The following is a 21,479-nucleotide window of genomic DNA, read 5'->3' as shown; positions in this document are numbered from 1 at the left end:
TTGATTTATTAAAAACTTGCAAACTCAAACATCACATTTTTAAAAAAATGGTGACACAGAGATACGTTTCGGAATAGACTGGTGTATGTTTCAAAGTCCTGATATTTTTTTATCCGACTATGAATTGATTTTCATTATAGTCTCAAAGACTAAAAAATTACTCCAAAAATATCATACCTCCACCTGTGTATTATATTCTGAAGGATTTACACCAAACTGCTTTTTAAAGCAAAATCTGAAATATTGAAGGTCGTTGAATCCAACTTCATAAGTAATTTCAGAAATAGTCATTTCATTTGATTTTATCAGTTGGGCAGCACGTTTGAGTCGGATCGATCGAATAAGTTCATTAGCAGATTGCCCTACCAAAGCTTTCAACTTTCTATACAACTGGGTCCTACTAAGTCCCATTTCTTTGCATACATCATCTATATTCAGATCTGAGTTAGACATATTAGCTTCAATAAATACAATCAATTGGTTCAGAAATTCCTTGTCTCTCGAGACTACTTTTACTTCACTAGGTTCTAACTGGATCTTATTATCCACATCCAAAAGCTGTGATTTTAAATTCTCCCTCGATTGCAAAATGTTTCTTACCCTAAGTTCTAGTAGTTTCGGATTGAATGGTTTGGTTACATAATTATCTGCTCCTAGCTCAAACCCTTTAAGTGCGCTATCGCCGGAAGCCTTGGCAGTCAAAATTATAAATGGTATATGGCACGTTTTTGCATCTAGTTTTAATTCCTTACACAACTCATAACCATCCATTTTGGGCATCATCACATCTGAGATAATGATATCCGGTATTTCTTGTTTTGCAATTTTTAATGCCTTTTCGCCATCTTCTGCCTCTAAAATCTTATAATCGGATATAAAATGTTCGCTTATAAAAAGTCGGATATCTTCATTGTCATCTACAATTAATACGATGGGGAGATTTTCATCTTCAGGCTCTCCTGTCACACCATCAATAGGCAAAGCTTCCATCGTTTGGCTACCTACAAAAGACTCTTGTTCTTTTGAATGGAAGTCATCAGTTATATAGGTTTTTTCTTCGTCCGTTAAATGGGCTTCTCCCTTCTTTAATTCAACGATAAACTTTGTGCCTTTACTTTCTGTACTAAATACCTCAATATTACCTTTATGTAATTCAACCAGCTCTTTGGTGAGAGCCAAGCCTATTCCTGTACCTTTTTTATGGCTATTATCTATTTGATAGAATCTGTTAAATATAAGGTCCAATTGATCTTTAGACATCCCTATACCAGTATCTTCAATTATTATTTGAACCTTCTCTTTCTTATCGATGACAGTAAAGTCTATTTTTCCAAACTCCTGCGTATACTTGAACGCATTTGAAAGAAGATTACCAACAATTTTTTCTATTTTGTCTTTTTCAAAAAAGAGATGAATATCCTGATCTGGAAATGTGCATTTAAAATCTATGTACTGCTTTTCAGCATAAGTAGTGAAAGAATGGACCACAGGCTTTAAGAATTTCACAAGATCTTGTCTTGACGCCTGAAGTTGCATATGACCAGTTTCAAGTTTGGAGAGGTCTAGTAGTTGATTGATCAGGCTCAAGAGACGATCAGCGTTTCTCGCCATCATTATATATTGATTCTTTGGATCTCCTTTATAAAAACCCTCAATCATTGATTTTAGTGGGCTGATAATCAAGGTTAATGGTGTACGAAATTCGTGAGATATATTGGCAAAAAAACGAGACTTCATCGTGTCAAGTTCTTTCATTTTCTCAAGTTCCAGATGCTCGATAGTTAGGTTTCGCCTGAGCCTTTCACGCTTGATAAAAAGCCACCCTAAACCAAAAAGAACTGATCCAATAATAAATGTGTAAACTATGTAAGCAGTCGTTGTATTCCACCATGGCGTGCTGATTACGATACTTAGATTTGCTGATTCAGGGTTCCATACTCCATCATTGTTAGAGCCTCTTACCTTGAACACATAACTGCCCGGGCTTACATTCGTGTACCTGGCCGGACGATAAGAAGAAGGGTATATCCACTGATCATCATATCCTTCCAGCATATATGCGTACTCATTTTTGGACGATTTAGAGTAGTTAAGTACAGCATAGTCTATGACAAAATCATTTACCTCATAATCCAATTCTATGAATCTGGAATCTTCATTCATCTGTATCGACCCGAAATGGATTGATTTCTCAGGCTGCATCTCGAAAGTCATTGATGTGATATATACCTCCGGAGTATGTTCGTTGGTTACGAAAGATCCAGGCGTGAAATAGTTGAACCCTCTGATACCCCCAAAAAGGAGATCTCCGTTAGGTAAGGTACAAGCAGCTCCCTTTATAAATTCTGATGATTGTGCTCCATCTGTTTCATCAAAAATTCTTATTCTTTCCGAGTTTGGATTAAATTGGCTTAACCCATTATTTGTGCTTAACCAAAGGTTGTTTTCGTGATCTTCAGCAATAGCATATATCAGATTACTGGAAAGGCCATCTTCTGTTGTAAACCGCTTGAAAGATTCTTTTTCTTCGTTAAAGCGATTCAACCCACCTCCTTCTGTACCTATCCAGATATTTCCTTTTTGATCTTCAAAAATGATATTTATGATATTATGTGATAAGCTGGATTCATCGCTCTTCTCATATTCAAAAAATGTCCTGTCTAAAATGTTGTATTGTTCATCCATTCGTACCCTATACAGCCCATCTCCTTCCGTTCCGATCCAAATATTTTCCTGAGAATCTTGAAAAATTACGGTGGGACGTTCACTGGAAATACGATTTGACTCAGCATTTTTCTGAAATAGCTTACGGAATTTCTTTTTGTCTTTTAGATAGACACTTATCCCCCCTCTAAATGAGGCAATCCAAATATTTCCATGATTATCCTCCATGAGATCAAATAACTGGTTACCACATGGTCCGTCTTCTAATCGGCCTGGCTGATACCTATACGTCCTAAATACTTCACCCTCTTTTTTCATCATCCCATTCCATGTAGCCAACCATAAATCACCTTGCCTGTCAAGTAATAAATCAAGAACAGCATTACTCCCTCCCGACCTTTCCAGATCATATTTTTTTACGACTCTTCCATTTTGGAGATCAAACTTGTTGAGGCCTCCTCCGTCCGTGCCCACCCAAACAAATTTCTCATCTATGGTTGCAAAAGATGAAACCATGTTTTGACTGATTTCAGTTTCTAAATTTGCTTTGTTATAGATATGCTTCATTCTCTGGTGACGAGGGTCCAGCTTAACAACTCCGCCATTGAATGTTCCTATCCAGAGAATTCCCAAATCATCTACATATAATGACCAAACAGAATTACTAATGATCATTCCAAACGCATCCTTGATTAGATATTGGCTCAGCTTTCCTGAAATTATATCATAGAAGAAAAGGCCACCATTCTCCGTTCCAATCCACAGATTACCAGATTTGTCTTCGGTCATTGATAAAACAGTTAATTCGTTCAGGATGGACAAAGTATTTTCATCTGATTGTATTGGTTCAAAATGATATTTATTATCCCTATATATGATTTGACACACCCCTTTTTGAAGACCCAACCAAAAGTTTCTTCCTTTGTACATACACACGACCTTATTCGTAAGAAACTCGTTATTTTCATCCAGGTTGTATCTAGTGAAGCCTGGAGTTCCTGGAGTATGGAGACTTAAGCCATTCCACGTTCCTATCCAGACGTTATTTTGATCATCTTTCTGAAGGGAAGTAACTTGATTGCTAGATATACTTTTCTCGTTATCCGCATTTGACCAGAAACGGCTCACCAAATTTTCTTTCAGGTCTATTTTATTTACTCCTCTGGATTTTATCCCAATCCAAAGATCATCGTCATCAAGTAGTAAACTGCCAGCAGCATTGGACGAAATTGTATGATCATTAAGTGGATCATTTTTATAGATAAGAAAGGTATCTGCCGAATAGTCATATTTTAATACTCCTGAACCTTCAGTTGCAATCCAAATATCACCAGCATCATCCAATACCATGTCGCGCACATAGCTTCCTTCCTTAAAAACATCCCCGTCTTTCTTTCTTGGAAAATGCTGATAGCTGATGCCATCAAATTTATTGAGTCCATAGCGCGTGCCAAACCACATGAACCCATACTTATCTTTAATTATTTTGGTCACAGAGCCTTGAGATATGCCTTTTGGTAAAGGCTCAAACTGGTAACTATCCTGAGCATTCGCAACAAGACTCAAACTAGAAAAAAGAGCCAAAAACAATAAAAAGCGCATTTTTCAAATCTAACAAAGTATAATGGAATAAATACCCATTACTTTTGGATTAGAGTTCACCGTTACTAAAAGTCCTCCCTGTTGAATTTTGACATCATAACCCATTCTGAATTTTTTAGAAAGAATAACAACATGTCAAGATTTCAATTATCTACAGTTTACCTCTGTCTGGTGCTTATTTCATTAACCTATTCTTGTAACTTCAAAAGCCCTGAAAGGAAGGTAGCGGATAGCAAAGTCTCCAGCTTATTATCCAACATGTCGTTGGAAGAGAAGGTGGGTCAAATGACACAAGTAACGATTGATCTAGTTTTAAAAGATGAGTCTTCCACGGAAGTGGATCCGGACAAGCTGAGAAAAGCTATCATTGAGAAAAAAGTGGGTTCCATTCTGAATGTAAAGGGCAATGCATATACCCTTGATGAGTGGCATGAAATCATTGGACAGATTCAGGAGTTGGCTGTAAAAGAAACTCCAAATGCAATACCTGTTCTGTATGGAATAGATGCTATTCATGGAGCCAATTATATTCAAGGCGGAACTCTTTTCCCGCATAACATTGGTATGGCTGCTACCAGGAATCCTGAATTAGCCGGAAAAACCGCGCATGTAACCGCTCTAGAGACCCGAGCAGCCGGTATCAGATGGAACTTTGACCCTGTAGTAGGTATGGGAAGACAGCCGCTATGGTCTAGGTTCGAAGAAACTTTTGGAGAAGACGTTTTCTTAACCAGCGCAATGGGAAAAGGCGTTATAGAGGCTTATGAAAAAGGAGACATAAGTAAGAAAGATGCCGTTGCTTCTTGTATGAAGCACTTCATAGGTTATTCTGTTCCAGCAAGCGGTAAGGATCGAACACCCTCATATATACCAGAGCGACAGCTAAGAGAAATTTTTCTTCCTCCGTTTCAGGAAGCAGTAAATGCCGGAACTTCTACTGTGATGATCAATTCAGGAGAAGTAAACGGGATACCTGTACACGCCAACCCTTATTTTCTCAAGACTGTTTTGAGGGAAGAATTAGGCTTTGAAGGTCTTGCGGTTTCGGACTGGGAGGATATAATAAGGTTGCATTCAAGACACAAAATAGCTGCTAACCCTAAAGAAGCTGTGAAAATTGCTGTAAATGCTGGCATAGATATGAGTATGATTCCAATGGATTACTCTTTTTATGATTACCTCGTTGAGCTAGTAAATGAAGGGGAAGTAAGTATGGAAAGGATAGATGAGGCCGTTTCCAGAATTTTAAAATTAAAAGTTGATCTGGGTTTGTTTGATAATGCTTTCCCAGAAGAATCCGCTATTCAAAACTTTGGAAAGCCAGAGTTTAAAGAAATTGCTAAGCAGGCGGCACTGGAATCGATCACCTTGTTGGAAAATAGATCAAATATTCTACCGCTTGATAAAAAGAAAAAGTTACTCATAGCAGGACCTTGTGCCAATAATATTCCTGCACTTCACGGAAGTTGGTCATTTACCTGGCAAGGAAATGATGCAGCACACTATCCTGAATCAACTAAGACTATTCTAGAGGCCTTTAAGGAGTCATTCAGTGATGGTGAAATCGCTGGAGATCAAATTATTTCAAGGGCTAATGCGGATTTCGATCATACTGATAATTATGATGCAAAAAAATTGATAGCTGATGCACGATTAGCTGACGTAATTATCTTATGCTTGGGAGAAAACTCTTATGCTGAAGGGCCTGGTGTAATTGATGACCTTACCCTTGATGCTCGCCAAATCGAACTGGCTAGAGCAGCCAAAAAAACTGGTAAGCCTGTGATTTTAGTTCTTGTTCAGGGAAGACCTAGGGTAATATCCAGTATCGAAGCTGATATGGACGCTATCATTAACGCGTATCGACCTGGCAGTGAAGGAGCATCTGCTATTTCGGATGTAATTGCAGGAGAGTATAACCCTTCTGGAAGGCTTCCATTCACCTACCCAAAACGAACCGGCGATATCGTACTCTACGATCACAAATTTTCCGAAACTATCAGGGAGGATCTACCGAACACCTACGCAGGTGGCGCCTACAGACCTCAATGGCCTTTTGGTCATGGACTGGGTTATTCAGAATTTGAATATTCAAAGCTTAGAGTAAATAAAGAAACAATCTCCGAAAATGAATCTCTTCAGTTGACAGTACAGGTTACTAATGCCGGTAAGAGAGAAGGGAAACATATCGTAGAATTGTATCTAAGTGACCTGTATGCTTCGGTTACTCCAAGCAACAAAAAACTAAAGAGTTTTCAAAAAGTACAACTCTCACCGGGAGAAAGTGAAACTGTAAGTTTTACTCTTTCAGAAAAGGATCTTTCTTTCGTAGGCATTGACAACAATTGGATCACCGAGCCTGGCCAGTTCAAAGCGATGGTTGGTGACCTTAATGTAACTTTTAACTATCAGTGATGAGATATTCCAGCATTTGTAATTACTTCATGATCATTCTGGTTTTTTCACAGTGTAGTCCAGGAAAAAAGGACTCAGAAGAAAACGCTAATGAAGAATATCAAACCATAGGATCAATTGAAAGAATAGATTCATCACTTGATGAGGTTTTAAAAAAAGATGCCAAAATAGAAATACTGGCTGAAGGATTTACATGGTCTGAGGGACCAGTATGGGTTCCGTCAATAAATAGTTTACTCTATTCTGACGTACCAGAAAACACGATATACAAATGGAATGAATCTGAAGGCAACTCTGTATACCTCAAACCATCTGGACATACTGGTATCGAGCCTGCATCTTCCTCTGGAGGGTCCAATGGCCTCATTTTAGATCATAATGGAGACCTGTTGCTTTGTCAACATGGGGATCGGAGAATAGCAAGGATATCTTCCAGTCAATTAAATGATGATAGTCCGGAATTTGCCAGTGTAGTTAATAGGTTTGAAGATAAAAGATTTAACAGCCCAAATGATCTGATAATTTCATCTAGTGGTGACATTTATTTCACCGACCCTCCTTATGGGCTCAAAGATCAGGATGCAGATTCATTAAAAGAACTTGATTACAATGGTGTGTACAAACTAGCCTCCGATGGTACTTTGACGCTGTTGATTGACAGTCTTACGCGTCCAAATGGAATAGCACTCTCACCCGATGAAAGAACTCTTTATGTGGCTAATTCGGATCCTGAAAAAGCTATATGGGTGGCTTATGGTGTGACTCCATCAGGCATTGACAATGGAAGGCTCTTTTTTGATGCCACTGAAAAGGTGTCATCTCTGAATGGCCTTCCTGATGGCCTGAAAGTCAATAAAGAGGGAATCGTATTTGCGACTGGCCCTGGAGGGGTTTACATTTTTAAGCCAGACGGAACACAAATCGGAATAATTTTGACAGAATTTGCAACTGCAAATTGCGCTTTCAATGAAAACGAGACTGTTTTATATATGACAACACATAAGTATCTCACAAGGATCCGCTTACAGTAAAGTTTAATAGCTTCTTAAAGTCAATTATTTATTTTGATGAATTGAGGGCGATCATCATTTTTGGCTACTACAATAAACTGTTTTCCATCAATTATAACTAGCGAAAAATCTTTTACATCACCCTCCATAAATAGGCCACATTGGTTGTTTCGGACCGCAGAAAAATTTCCTTTCCCATCTCCCCTCAGATAGGTCCCTATACCCGAGTCATTTCGAGGTGTTTCAATTTCAGCTGAGTATAAGTTTCCTCCGGCTATAATATCTTTAAAGCCATCTTTATCGATATCTACCACTATTGATTTATTTATTGAAGAAAACTGCGCTTCATTCGGCAACTGAGTCATTTTGAATTTTCCACCTCCCATGTTTTCAATGTAAGTACTCGCAAAAGTCTCTGAGATATGATGTATTTCAGCATTAGCCAATGCTTCCTGCCCATATATCTCTGAAACATCAGCAACTGAAAAGGAATTGTAATCTTTAAATTTTTCCTTCAGCGAAGGCATCTGCTGTGCGGAACATGATTTCCCACGAACAGGAAATAATTTCCCGAAATTATAATAGCTCAGGACAATATCTTTTCTATTATTCTCATCAAAATCATCTGCATATACCTCAAAAGGTTCTTCCGGTGTAGCCTGATATTTATAGTTGAGTCCAAGGTTGCCAACCACATAATCCATATCGCCATCACCATCAAAATCGTCTTGAGAAATACTTGACCACCACCCGTTTGTGTGCGTTAAACCTGTTGTATTAGTCACATCGCTAAATCTTCCTTCTTCGTTACTGTAAAACAATAGAGGCGTCCACTCGCCTACTATGATAAGATCAAGTGTACCATTTCCATCAAAGTCCGTCCAGCTTGCATCAGTAATCATTCCCAACTCTTCGAAATCAGGCGCTATTTCCATTGTTACATCAGAGAAGGTTCCTTCATCATTTCGGAGTATGTAACTCTTTGCTGGCCAAGGATACTTCCCAACGATCAATCTCCCCCCCACGAATAAGTCTAAGTCCCCATCATTGTCATAATCTCCTGCTTTTACGCGAGAGCCACTTGCTGTTATTGAAGGCAAAATATTATTGCCTCTTGTAAATGCACCGGCACCATCGTTTACATACAGACGATCCTGAAATGCTGATTCTTTTTTGTTTTTTTCGTTACCCCCACTTACTACATATAAGTCTTTATCTCCGTCACCATCATAGTCGAAAAAAAGCGCACTCATATCCTCAAAGGCTTCATCACCTTTCCACAACTCTATATTCGTTTTTTCAAAAGATGCTTCACTATTCTGCACATAAAGAGCCCCCGCCTGACCGGAGGCCCCACACATATAAATGTCTTCCAGGCCGTCACCATTCACGTCAGCAACAGCCACTCCAGACCCTAGTCTTGATGTCTGGTGCGGCAAAAGAGGTTCAAAGTAATAGTCATCGTATTTGTTTTCAGTGTGCTTAAAATCAACTCCCATCGTGCTAGATGATAACGTTTCAAACACGCTATTTTCTTTTGCACGTATATCTGCTGATTTACTCTCATTCGCAAAGTCAACTACTAAATTCTGATTTACTTTAACGTTCGTCCTTTTTGAAACAGATCCGTCTGGCCATACTATCTTGATTGAATCAATCTTTTCTGCCTTACCTAACCCAAAATGCAATTGTGGAGCTACCGAAGACTGGAAACCCCTAGTAAGTGTAAGCTCACTGTATTGAGTTAATGTGCGTGTATGAATGTACGCTTTAGTACCCAATCCATTTCTATTATTCTCAGAACCATTGAAGGTAATGGTTAAGTAATTGTTTTTATCCGGGTTGTTATTCTCGTAGACGGAAGCTTGCTGATCAATATTATTAATAACAAAGTCAAGGTCCCCATCATTATCAAGATCTGCGTAAGTGGAACCATTGGAGAAAGTCTTTTCGCCCCAGCCCCATTGATCAACCATGTTTTCGAAAGTAAAATCTCCGTTGTTTCGGAAAACGTAATTAGAAATTTTTTCGGAGGGGATTTGTTCAATTTCTTCTGCAGATAAATTCACACCTCCAAAATGATTTCTTGACTTTAACGCGTTGAAATAATCCCTATTATTGATATCTCTTCTGGTTCCGTTAGATACCGTGATGTCTTTCCATCCATCATTATCCAGATCAGAAAATAGTATAGACCAACTCCAATCCGTAGTTGAAATCCCTGACAATCTTGAAACTTCACTAAAAACAGGATTCCCGTTTTCATCTAACCCTCTGTTTAATTGAAGACAGTTTTGCATGTATTGATAATTCAGACCAGCCTTGACCATTTTATCAAAACCCAATGGGTTCATACTTGCCATATTGGCTTTTGATCGTCTGTTATCTTCAGGTGTCATGTCTACTTGAGCGATATCGAGTAACTGATCATTGTTGTAATCAGCAATGTCTGCACCCATTCCGTACTGCGCAGTATGCTTCAATGAAGTCTTAGAAATCTCACTGAACGTACCATCTTGATTATTGATGTATAAGTAATCCGGAGAATCAAAATCATTAGACACATAGATGTCTACCCATCCATCGTGGTTAAAATCGGAGGCCGTAGCACTTAGTGAAAGTCCAAAATTTAAGATCCCCGCTTGGGTAGTAACATCCTGAAAAGTTCCATCACCCTTATTTTCGAATAAAATATCAGATTCCTCTGGTTTCGGGTTATTCATTTTATAGCGATAAAGTTCAACCGGACTTTTGAAAGGAGTAGGGGGATAATTGGCCAGATACAGATCCAAATCGCCATCATTGTCATAATCAAAAAAGGTACTTTGAGTTGTATGACCATTGTGATCTATACCATAAAGATCACCCTGTTCAGTAAAGGTCAAATTACCTTTATTCACATACAGTAAATTATTCCTGTTGTCTCCTTTACCTGATACACTTACATAGATATCTAAATAACCATCGTTATTGATGTCTACCATCGTAGCACCCGTAAACCACCGATCATCACCTGCTACTTTTGCCTTATTGGTTATGTCTTCAAATTTGAAATCCCCTTTATTGAGATAAAGTGAATTAGACTTCATGTTTGCTGTAAAGAACAAATCAGCCAGGCCATCATTGTTGATGTCTCCGGTAGCCACACCTCCCCCCATATACATATAAGGGTAAGTAAAGTAGTTTAGGGTATCAGTTTCAACAATGTCATTAGAAAATGAAATACCAGTTGCATTGGCATTCAGTAATGTAAACTGCTTCCCTTTTTTCTCTTGGCAAGAGAAAACAAATAACAAAAGAAGGAGGGTGAAAGATATCTTATTCATTCTTCGCAAAACTATTTAGTCATGAAAAGGGCTTTGAATAAAATTATCCAAAGCCCTTTATATAGAACAGCAAACTTTCAATTAATTCGAAGGATTTGGTTCTAAGTTAGGATTTATCGTCATCACAGAATTCGGTATGGGTATTACGTCAAAACCAGCAGGCATAGATACCCCATAGTTGTTAGAAAGATACGCAGCTGCCTCACCTGACCTTCTGATGACTGCCCACAAAGAAAACTCTCCAGCGAGCTCGTGTCTATACTCTTGCAGTATATTATCCATCGATACAGTTAATGCGGGAGCAGTTCCACCCCAACCTCTGTTCCTTACTCGATCAAATGCTGCTTGTGCTGTGCCCATATCTCCGGCTTTTAATGCTGCCTCTGAAAGACTTAGCAACACCTCTCCATAGCGAATCCAAATATGATTCTGTCCACCAAACATAACCGCAGATCCCCAACCAAGAATTGCAGGATCTCTCCAACCCTTGATGCCCCAATACCCTGTTCTTTGAGGATTTTCTGCCATACCAGCTGGTGGGTTTCCTGTCCATGGATCAGCTGCTGTACCAGCCGTATTTATATCTATTCCATCATACATATTGATGTCAATCAATGGATCTGGATGTTCCTCATCTGGTCCGATGACGGTGGCTTGTCGTCTCAAATCTCCTGCTTCGAATGATGCCCACAACTCTTGGGTAGGTATTCCTGCAAAAGCACCATCACCATTTCTTATATCAGCCGGCATAGTGAAAAGTTGCAAAATGGACACCTCGTCATTTCTTCCCCACGAAAGGTCACCATCAGCTGCCCACTGTAATTCAAACAATGATTCTACTCCGTTGGCATTTGCTAATGCATGCACATCTAAGAAATTGGGTTCCAAAGAAGTTACCCCTCCAGCCTCTATCTCCTCAAAAGCAGTTACTGCCTCCGGGTATCTTCCTAACCACATAAGGGCATTCCCAAGTACAGCATAGGCCGTTCCTTTGCTAACTCGCCCTCTCTCAGAATCATACGACCATGGAAGATAAGGAATAGCCTCTTCCATATCTGTGACGATCTGCTCGAAAACCATATCCTGAGGATCTCTTGCTTTCAATGGGTCATCCGACAAATTTAACATGAGTGGTACATCGCCATATGCAGCTGCTAAATACTGGTAAGAGATGGATCTAAGCACTAACGTTTCTCCTAACAGCCTTTGCCCTGTCTCTCCGGTAAGATTCCCCGCATCAAGTCCACCCCGCAGGCCTTCAATAGCCGCATTTGCTCTTCCGATCTGCCTGTAGTGATTTGGCCAAATCTTGGTAGCTACCTCACCATCAGCATTCACTTCAAAATTGAAAAAATTGTTATCATCTCTCTCTGTTGGCGTCTGCCAATCCAAAGACATATAATTAGCCCAACCAAAAACTCCTTTTACATTGTATTCATTGGGTACCCCCGGATCTCCTTCTGAGTCATTTTGAAATCCATCATACACTCCCGTCACAGCGGCAACAGCAGTTCGATCGGCACTAAAAACCACATCTGTTGTTAGATCTGTTTCATTCGCATCGATTAGAAAATCATCCGAACACGCCCACATTGTACCTAAGAGTACACATCCAATTAAGGATAAACTTGTATTTTTTGCTTTAAATTTCATAACAGTTCTCATTTAAAATTTAAGATTGAGGCCAAAAGTGTATGACTTGGAAAGTGGATATGCCCCTGCATCAATTCCTCGTGTTGTCACACTGTTATTGCCATTAATATCCGTGTTTTGACCAATTTCAGGGTCTGTGCCCGAGTAATTCGTGATCGTAAATAAATTTTGAAGACTGGCATAAAAGCGAACAGAACCTAAGCCAACCTTACCAACTAAGGAGGAAGGTAAGTTATATCCTAACGTAACATTCCTCAATCTAAGATAAGAACCATCTTCCACAAAATAGCTGGAGGCACGATTATTTTGAACCGCATTATCATCAATTAATGCCCTTGCAAACGAGTTAGTAGATCCCTCTCCATTCCAACGATTCTCAAAATATTCTGTACTCACATTAGAGAAAGAGGCATTATTTCCATAACCTGAGGCGCTCTCGAGTTCACGTTTTACCAGATTCAGTATTTCGTTCCCATACGTTCCGTAAAAATTAAGCCCTAGATCAAACCCTTTATAAGAAAAATTCAGATTGACGCTTCCATAGAAATCTGGGATAGGACTTCCTATTGTGGTCCTATCATCTCCTGTAATTTCACCATCACCATTCAAGTCTCTAAATCTACGGTCACCTGGGGCTGTATCACTATCTTGGTAGTTTCCACTAGGAGCATCTGCATTGAGTGCATCTATTTCCCCTTGATTTTGGAAAATTCCATCTGCTACAAAACCATAGAAAGTGCCAACTTCTCCTCCAAGTCGTGATTGGGTAACATCGAACCAGAAACCACCTGTGAAAAAATCATCCAAAAATTCATTAGGAAATACCGCTAGTCCAGATTGCGAATTGATCTGTGTGATCTCGTTAGAAATCGTCGTGAGGTTAGCATTTATATCCCAGCTAAAATCTCCTACGTTCTTTCGGTGACCAACTAAAAACTCAAATCCTTTATTGACAGCTGTCGCGCCATTTTGGGCTTGTGAGGTAAAGCCACTTTGCGAAGGCACTGTAGCATTAAAGAGAAGACCTTCGGACTCTTTGTTAAAATAATCTATAGTGAAATACAGACTATTATCCAGAACTGCACCTTCTATCCCTACATTGAATTGGGTTTGTTCTTCCCATTGTAAGTCTGGGTTTGCCGATCCACGTGGTACTAATCCTAAAGTAGAATTAGATCCATCAAAGCTATAGTTGCTGTTCAGAACCCCTGCATCACTTACGTAGAAAGACGTAAATCCAAAGGAAGGAATACCTGAGAAATTTCCAGTCACACCCCAGCTTCCTCTAACTTTTAAGAAGTCAAATGGTGTGCTTTGAAAAAAGCTTTCTTCATCAACATTCCAACCCACAGCCACGGATGGAAATGTGCCATATAGGTTTGAAACACCGAATACATCCCCTACACCATCTCTTCTAACAGTCGCAGTTACATAGTACTTGCTGCTATAGTCGTAATTGACTCTTGCAAAGGTACTTGCTAGTGTTCGCGTACTTTGAAATCCCTGAGCTCGAGTAATTTGATCTGCTGCCGCAACACTGCGAACGTTGTTATTCAAAAATCCTACACCAGTACCTCCTGAAGATCTGAAAGTGATTCTTTGTGCAGAAGTACCAGCCAAAACGCCAAATTTATGACGACCAGCAAATGTTTCAGAATATTTCAAGATATACTCCCCCAACCACTCATTGGAGGTACTTTGATCATTCGAAAATGATGCATTAGGTCTCACATCCAGGTTTCCATTACTTCGATAATATTCTGGCTGGAAGAAAGATCCTGTATTGTTGTCTACTCGTGCACCTACTTTTACCTGTGTGGATAGACCTCCAATGATATCCCATTCGATATCTGCATTCGCAAGGATCGTGGTACTCAAGTTATCCTGATCATTTTCCAATGCGCGAGCTACCCAGTTTCTTCCATCTCTGAATGACTCACCTCCTACATCTGGAAATGCTCCGAAATTACCATTTTCGTCAACAGGAAGATTTGTTGGATTCACATCATTGGGATCATTTGGGTTATTATTTGCTTCTCCAGCAGGAGCCAAATGAGGGATGGTAGAAAACAAATTTAGCAACGCATCACGTCCAGTACCTAGTGGCTGAAATCCTTGAGAGCTAATGTATTTTGCATTTGCGTTCAGTCGTAACTTATCGTTAATGTCAAAGCTTGTGTTAAGACCTAAATCGTATCGTGTATATTCCGAGCCAAGCAGTGTACCTTCTTCATCATAAACCCCTGCAGTAAAAGCCACTCTGGACTTTTCACCGCCCCCTCTTACGTTCAATGTGGTACTTTTTCTCAACGCTTGATCAAAAATTTCATCTTGCCAATTGATAGTTCGAAGTTGTGAAGGATCACTCCATCCTGTATATGGCACTGCGTTACCTCTTACTTGTGCATTATCACTACTGCTTAACTCTGTTGCAAAGCTTGTAAAATCTTCCACTCCAAGTACATCGATCTCTCTTGGTGAGGTGCGGAAACCAATAAAGGAATTTAATTCTACTTCCACCATACCTTTAGATCCTTGTTTTGTTTGGATGATAACCACTCCATTACTTGCACGCACACCATAAAGTGCTGTGGCTGAAGCATCTTTCAAAACAGTTAGAGATTGTATGGTCGTAGGGTTGATGAATGAGATATCTTGTGTTGGAAAGCCGTCCACAATGTATAGTGGTGTTGTATTTCCAAAGGTTCCCACTCCTCGAATGTTTACACTAACAGAAGCACCTGGTGCTCCAGAGTTGGACGTAACCTGCACTCCGGCAGTTTTGCCTTGTAGAGCTTCGTCTACAGTAGTTGCTGGAAACGCATTTAGTTCTTCAGCTCCAATAACAGCTACGGCCCCTGTTAAGTCTTTCTTTCTTGCTGTACCGTAAGCTACTACAACCACTTCTTCCAGAGCTGTCAAATCCTCATCTAGTTGAATATTGAACGAAGTTTGATTTCCTACTGTAACCTCCTGTGTAATGAAACCAACAGAGCTTATCAAGAGGATAGATTCTGGTCCAGATACATTCAGTGAGAAATTTCCATCAATATCAGTAACTGCTCCATTGTTAGTTCCTTTTTCCTGAATGGTTGTTCCAGGAACGGATTCTCCATTTGAGTCTGTCACTGTACCTGAAACTCTTTGCTGTAAAGATGCTATGTCAGTAGGCAAATTATTTATTTCAGTACTCGCCTGTACTGAAATATATGAGACGAACAAGAGTAATGTAAGTCTCATTTTTAGTTTTGTTTTTAGTCGATGGGCTATGAACCCAAAACCATTGTAGTTTTTCATATTTTTAAATAGTTAGATCATTAGCTAAGCTTAAGTTGATTATCTAAGTAAGGAAGTGCCAAAGCACTTTTCGTTTTTTATCTCCACTTTCATTTGTTGTATTATTTTTTCTTCATAGGCATATTTTTTATCCTGATCAATTCGATGATATCTTTTGCTGAGTAATGAGAATTCTAAAAAGATCAAGTGTACTGGGGTAATTATTTAAAATTTTACAACCTCAAACATCACTTTTTTTAAAAAATGCAACAACGAGATATGTTTCGTATTAGACTGGTGAATGATTCATTGTGCTTAATCGTGTCTATTTGGCGTTTAAAACAGGCTTTTTTGACACTTAAAACGATGTAATAAATCATCACATTGGAATTTTCCAACTGAATAACTCCCTCTATTCAACTATCAAAACCTATGAATTCCGAAGATTCATAGCTTCTTGCGTACAAGACAGACCCAATCTTGGGTAGTAGAATTGTCACCACCTGATGGTGGATTTCCTAGACTTTTTATTTCCCCTCCTTTGACATTTCCTAGTGAACCCTTTTGTAGTTCACCACCTAGCAATGGGTTGTACCAAAGCACATCAAACTCGCTATCTGAATCAGGCAAATCCAATGTGTATGGTTTCGAATCAGGTAAATAAATAGCATAGAACTCATCTGCTTTTTGTAGACAGTATGCTTCTAATGAGTTTACCAGATGATGCTTGGGCTCCATCTCCCAATATGGAATGTACTGATCAAAGAAGTTCATCGCATGATGAGTCAGATCCCACAAACGATCTCGCTGGCGCCAGTCCTCTGAGGTAAGATCGTTGTGCGGATACTTCGCTCCAAAGTACCATTCCACTCCTGCACCCCCTGACAGTAGTGTTCCCCATAGTGCATATCTTCTTAATGTATTATGGGTTGGATCTATTGAATCCGGTAGAGCCGCAGTGTGCCACATTCCTATTTCGTCCATGGTTATCAACCAGTCTCGACCAGCTACTCTGGATTTTTTTCTCCAGGTCTCCACAACATTGGGAGCCATTTTTCTTTTGTCCTGCTGCAAGGACAATCCATCTAAATATGGATACCCGGCTATAGAATCCAATATGTCGCTTCTAAGTGGATCGTGTGAGTGGGTGTGTAATAATACTGGATGGTCATATGGGTCAGTCTCTTTTAGGAATTTGGCCATATTCTTTCGTTGTGCATCGTTTTGACCGATGGGTGACCAGGATGCCGGGCCGTTCTCTTCGCCCAAGTTCCATGTAAGCGCCAGGTGATGTCCAAAACGTGCTATGAGCTCCCTAAAGTATAATTGTCTGAGTGGGCCAGTATCTCCATTGTCCAGCATAGTTTCATTTTCTGTTTCCTGAAGCACCATGTGTAGCATGATACCCTGACGCTGCATGTGCTGAAATAACACCTCCCACTGCTCCAATTTGCTCACATCGAACCTAGTGAAATCATTAGGCGTGACGAAGGGCCAGACATCCTTACCATCACCTAGTATATTCAAGGTCAAAAAGTACGAGGAATTCATCCCTTTGGAAGCCAGATAATTCATAGCTCCAATCAGTGATTTACCTTTCCCACCTTTCCATGTTGGATCGCCCTGATTCCAATCCTGAAGGTGTTTGGGAAATGAGTGGATTTCATTATTCGTGCTGGCTTCCCCCTCTCTTGCTGATGCTTGAATGCGATAGGTTCCATCAAAGTCTTCGTATCCAAGTAGGTTCTCCGGGCTATTCGTTCCTCCTTTTAGCCAGTATTTTTCAGTACTCCGAAATCGATAATATCCTTGGTAGGAATCTAAATGACCGTTAGCTCGAAAATCAGGTCCCTCTTTGTCTGACTTGATAACAATGAACTCACCAATCGCCGGTGAAATTTCAATGGATGTACCTAAATCAGTATCATCACTCAATGCAATACTATCACCATGATGGAGAGTAGCTGTATAACTCCATTGCCCCAGAAGTTCCGGCGTGAACCGGACTTCCCAAACATTCCCATTAGCTGCTCCAGTTTCAGCGGCATCTCCATCTGCTGAATAAAAGCCGTGAATGTTATACACATTTCCGTCATTCTTAAACTGGACTCGCAAGCGATAGTTCAAAAAAGGGTTGTCTTCATCTGACTCTGATGTTTCAGGTCCTTCAAAAGTTAGCGTTACGGTGTGGAATTGCTTATAAACAGACGTTTGATCTACATTTTCTGTATGATCAGTCTTTACAGGTGATCGCAGCTTTAGCCGCTCTACAGAGGTAAGCTCAGGCCCTCCTCCACTATTTTCACTTCCGGAGGCGGTGTAGAGATAATCATCTATAACTGCAAATCCAGACCCATGTCTTCCCCTATTTAAAGAAGGCCAACTACGCCAAGTTTTGGTTTCGCTATTATAAGCCTCTAACTCTCTGTGCGCTTCCTTTTGGACGGCACTCTCACCCCCGCCTAAGATAATTTCATCCTTCCAGGCTATCGCTGAATTACCCGCTCTCTCTGTTGGGATCGCTAAATTTTGTGTTACTTTCTTCCACTCTCTTGTCGTAAAGTCATAAACATTCCCATAACTGTTGGTCAAGTCCATATCTTCTCCCGTTTTGTGAGAGCTCCTTCTGCCGGCAAAGGCAAAAAGCTGATTGTTGCTAACTACAGCTTGAAAATGATCTCTGGCATCTGGTGCGTCTGGCAACACTCGCCAATCGCCAGTTTTGGGATCATACTCGTCAAACCATGGTTTGTAGCCGTTCATGTGACCGTTTATGATGCCTCCAACCAGATATATTTTATCATTAAAGTAGACCGCTCCGGCACCTCCTCTTCTTCTGGCCTTTGGAATTTCATGACCATACTCATATTTGTCTTGTTCTGGATAATAAATAAGTATACGATCTAGCGGTTTTTCATTTGGCCATTGGCCTGTCATTGCTCCAATAAGATAAATGGCATCATTGACCGACACGGGTTGAAAATGATGTACTTCAATTGGAGGAGCGGATTTAGAAGTCCAAGTATTGGTTTTCGTATCAAAAATATCTGTAGGATTAATTCTCCTTCCACCTATCAATATAATTTGATCCTTGTACGCCACAAGTCCTGCTTCATGACGAGCTGTAGGCTCGCCATTCGCCTCAATAGTCTCCCATTTCCAGTTTTGATTTTCCTTTGACGCACAACCAGACAATAGAAGGTATATCAATACAATCAAATGAATTGGAAGGATGTCTATAAATTCTTTTGATCTGATTACCATGCTCTTAATCTTGTTTACCGGTGACAATGGATACCAGGTTCTCCTTTTCGACATTATCAGTACTGAAGAGACCGAAATTGTCACTCTTGTAATTCCAATTAGCGAAACCAATGCCGGTTTCATCAAAAAGCTCAATCATATCTTTATACCATAAAAATGTATCTTCATCGGGTGCATTGGAAATAATACCAAACTCTCCACAGTATAGAGGCAGCCCCAATTCTTTTGCCTTTTGAATGGGCTTAGCCCACCTTTCCAAGAGTAGCTGTTTATTGAATTTCACATTAACCCACTTCTCGACACTTGGCTTTATGGTATCAGGTATGTTTTCGAATTCAGGTTCTGTTAGAATAACTCCAGGATAATGAACCGGTCCCGCATAGTTTTTCAAATAAGTCCATTCTGCATTATAGTGAGTAAGTAAAAAAGGTTCGTAGAAATGAAAACTCAAAAGAATATTGGAATCATTTGGCACCCGCAACGCGTCGAAAGTCTCTGTAGACTGCCATCTGTTAGACCCAATTACAATGGTGCGCTCAGGCTCTAGTTCCCTAATAGCGTCATGCGCTCGATCTACCAACAGATTCCAAGATTCATGATCATCTGCTACTGCCTCATTCATCAATTCATATGCTACTAAACCGTTCGGATATTTTTTAAGTGCTTTAGATAAGTCACGCCATAAATCGAAGAATTTTTCTTGCTCAGCAACATCAGTCCATAAAGGCTTTACTTCGGCGTTAAAATGATGAGACCTGAGAATATGAAGGTCTACAATAACTCTGAGGTTATTAGCTTCACACCAATCCACGCAGTTCTGCATGAGCTTAAAAGCTTCTTCTTGCCTATTACCTTCTAGATCCCACATCTGCTCTTCATCAATTGGCAGTCTTATGTGATCAAATCCAAGATTAGCTATTTTTTGTACATCCAGTTGAGTGAAAAAATTTTCCCGATCTTTCCCTCTTCTGTCACTCTGAGAAAGCCAGTGCGCAATGTTTGTCCCCTTTCTTACTTCAAATTTCGCGGAGGTTTGCTGGTCCTCAGCTTGATTACAAGAAATAAGCAATACTCCTAAAAAGAGTATCATAATCTTCGTTTTCATAGCTTGAATTTTCATATTGTTCCAGTTGATTGATTTTAATTCATATTTCCTGTAGTCTCGAAAGACTCATCCATGCATATGCTAAAAAAATTAGAATATGCTCTTTAGAAGTTATACAGGCTTATTGAGTGGATTTCTAAATAAGTCTAAGTAATTATTGCTATTACAGGTGGTTGTTTTGAGAGCTAACTAGTTGCCTTTTTCCTAGCGTATTATCTAATAGTCAGTAACACTAAGCCTTAAGTCGAAGAGCGATAGCTTTCGTCACTACCTGATATGGAAGTGGTTCCTAAAATTTACTTGAAAGTGGTGGTATACTGATCAGTCTATAAATATGCATCTTAGCATGCATTGACTTTGGTATACCTTGTATACAACATATCAAATATATTAATAAAGTTTGAATTCACATTTCCGTCAATAAGTCAATTGAACTAAGATTTTATGAGAAGTGGGGGCTCTTATTAAAACTTAACTATTTATCCTCGTATTATTTAAGGCACAAAAAAGCCCTGAAAACTTACGTTATCAGGGCCTTAAGAGTACCTCGGGCGGGACTTGAACCCGCACGACCGCAATGGTCACAGGATTTTAAGTCCTGCGTGTCTACCAATTCCACCACCGAGGCATTATAGACTTCTTAAAAAGTCTTTACCAATGCCAGATTTAAGATATTTTTCTCTTTCTCTAGCTTCAGTTCTAGTTTCAAAGGATTCTGAATGAATTAAAACAAAAGGCCTGTATGGTCTTGTTGTTTTATTCTTTCCTCCATTATGTCCCTCTAATCTCCTTTTGAGATTATTTGAAAGACCTACGTAAATGTAGTTTCTCTCTTCACTTTAATAGCATAAACGTAAAACATATAGTTTTAAGTCCTGCGTGTTAACCAACCTACCTACCGCAGGCAGGTTCCTCCACCGAGGCATGGTGTATACCAAAAAATAATCCCGACGATCTGTCGGGACATTGAGCGGGAGACGGGATTCGAACCCGCGACCCCAACCTTGGCAAGGTTGTGCTCTACCAGCTGAGCTACTCTCGCTTAATCAAGCTATGCTTGCTTCTCCTTTGAAAAGGACTGCAAATTTATATTAAGCTCCAATAATTACAACTATATGAATGACAAAAATGATAAGTACTTGATTTGCTCAATACAAGAAGTGC

General features: G+C 39.7%; 8 protein-coding genes and 2 tRNA genes. 2 read left to right on the top strand and 8 right to left on the bottom strand.

The genetic code is table 11. The features are described 5' to 3' along the window. Positions 1-171: 171 nt before the first annotated feature. Positions 172-4,266 carry a two-component regulator propeller domain-containing protein gene (locus tag ABJQ32_17255; GenBank protein MEP5291406.1) on the bottom strand — a complete coding sequence of 1,365 codons (4,095 nt, stop codon included), beginning with the start codon at positions 4,264-4,266 and terminating at the stop codon, positions 172-174. 132 nt (positions 4,267-4,398) lie between these two features. On the opposite strand from ABJQ32_17255, the gene ABJQ32_17250 reads away from it, so the two are divergent. Together ABJQ32_17250 and ABJQ32_17245 are read left to right on the top strand one after the other, a co-directional pair. Further along, positions 4,399-6,681 carry a glycoside hydrolase family 3 N-terminal domain-containing protein gene (locus ABJQ32_17250; protein MEP5291405.1) on the top strand — a complete coding sequence of 761 codons (2,283 nt, stop codon included), beginning with the start codon at positions 4,399-4,401 and terminating at the stop codon, positions 6,679-6,681. Then, positions 6,681-7,712: an SMP-30/gluconolactonase/LRE family protein gene (locus tag ABJQ32_17245; GenBank protein ID MEP5291404.1), complete on the top strand. Its 1,032-nt coding sequence runs from the start codon at positions 6,681-6,683 to the stop codon at positions 7,710-7,712. Before ABJQ32_17250 ends, ABJQ32_17245 begins: the two co-directional genes overlap by 1 nt. Positions 7,713-7,732: 20 nt before the next feature. Here the strand turns inward: ABJQ32_17245 and ABJQ32_17240 are convergent, their stop codons facing one another. From ABJQ32_17240 to ABJQ32_17210, 7 genes are all read right to left on the bottom strand, one after another. Next, positions 7,733-11,017, bottom strand: coding sequence for a VCBS repeat-containing protein (locus ABJQ32_17240; GenBank protein ID MEP5291403.1), 3,285 nt, complete (start codon positions 11,015-11,017; stop codon positions 7,733-7,735). Positions 11,018-11,098: 81 nt separating this feature from the next. Beyond that, a complete protein-coding gene (locus ABJQ32_17235) occupies positions 11,099-12,670 on the bottom strand; it encodes a RagB/SusD family nutrient uptake outer membrane protein (protein MEP5291402.1) in 1,572 nt (523 codons plus the stop codon). A gap of 12 nt (positions 12,671-12,682) precedes the next feature. Continuing rightward, entirely contained in the window at positions 12,683-15,967 is a 3,285-nt protein-coding gene (locus tag ABJQ32_17230; GenBank protein MEP5291401.1) for a TonB-dependent receptor, read from the bottom strand. 426 nt (positions 15,968-16,393) lie between these two features. Next, entirely contained in the window at positions 16,394-19,264 is a 2,871-nt protein-coding gene (locus ABJQ32_17225) for a DUF5060 domain-containing protein (GenBank protein ID MEP5291400.1), read from the bottom strand. Then, positions 19,215-20,315 carry a glycoside hydrolase family 5 protein gene (locus tag ABJQ32_17220; protein ID MEP5291399.1) on the bottom strand — a complete coding sequence of 367 codons (1,101 nt, stop codon included), beginning with the start codon at positions 20,313-20,315 and terminating at the stop codon, positions 19,215-19,217. The genes ABJQ32_17225 and ABJQ32_17220 overlap by 50 nt, the downstream gene beginning before the upstream one ends. Before the next feature lie 543 nt (positions 20,316-20,858). Next, positions 20,859-20,943 (bottom strand) — tRNA-Leu (locus ABJQ32_17215). A gap of 341 nt (positions 20,944-21,284) precedes the next feature. Further along, positions 21,285-21,357: transfer RNA gene (locus tag ABJQ32_17210), tRNA-Gly, on the bottom strand. Positions 21,358-21,479 lie beyond the last annotated feature (122 nt).

The organism is Marinobacter alexandrii (genome assembly GCA_039984955.1).
Classification (GTDB): Bacteria; Bacteroidota; Bacteroidia; order Cytophagales; family Cyclobacteriaceae; genus Ekhidna.
This window is presented reverse-complemented; position numbering and strand designations above follow the sequence as displayed.

Excerpts from the sequence above, each read along its gene's own strand:
- ABJQ32_17255 (MEP5291406.1), bottom strand. The coding sequence starts at position 4,266 with ATGCGCTTTTTATTGTTTTTGGCTCTTTTTTCTAGTTTGAGTCTTGTT.
- ABJQ32_17250 (MEP5291405.1), top strand. The coding sequence starts at position 4,399 with ATGTCAAGATTTCAATTATCTACAGTTTACCTCTGTCTGGTGCTTATT.
- ABJQ32_17245 (MEP5291404.1), top strand. The coding sequence starts at position 6,681 with ATGAGATATTCCAGCATTTGTAATTACTTCATGATCATTCTGGTTTTT.
- ABJQ32_17240 (MEP5291403.1), bottom strand. The coding sequence starts at position 11,017 with ATGAATAAGATATCTTTCACCCTCCTTCTTTTGTTATTTGTTTTCTCT.
- ABJQ32_17235 (MEP5291402.1), bottom strand. The coding sequence starts at position 12,670 with ATGAAATTTAAAGCAAAAAATACAAGTTTATCCTTAATTGGATGTGTA.
- ABJQ32_17230 (MEP5291401.1), bottom strand. The coding sequence starts at position 15,967 with ATGAAAAACTACAATGGTTTTGGGTTCATAGCCCATCGACTAAAAACA.
- ABJQ32_17225 (MEP5291400.1), bottom strand. The coding sequence starts at position 19,264 with ATGTCGAAAAGGAGAACCTGGTATCCATTGTCACCGGTAAACAAGATT.
- ABJQ32_17220 (MEP5291399.1), bottom strand. The coding sequence starts at position 20,315 with ATGAAAACGAAGATTATGATACTCTTTTTAGGAGTATTGCTTATTTCT.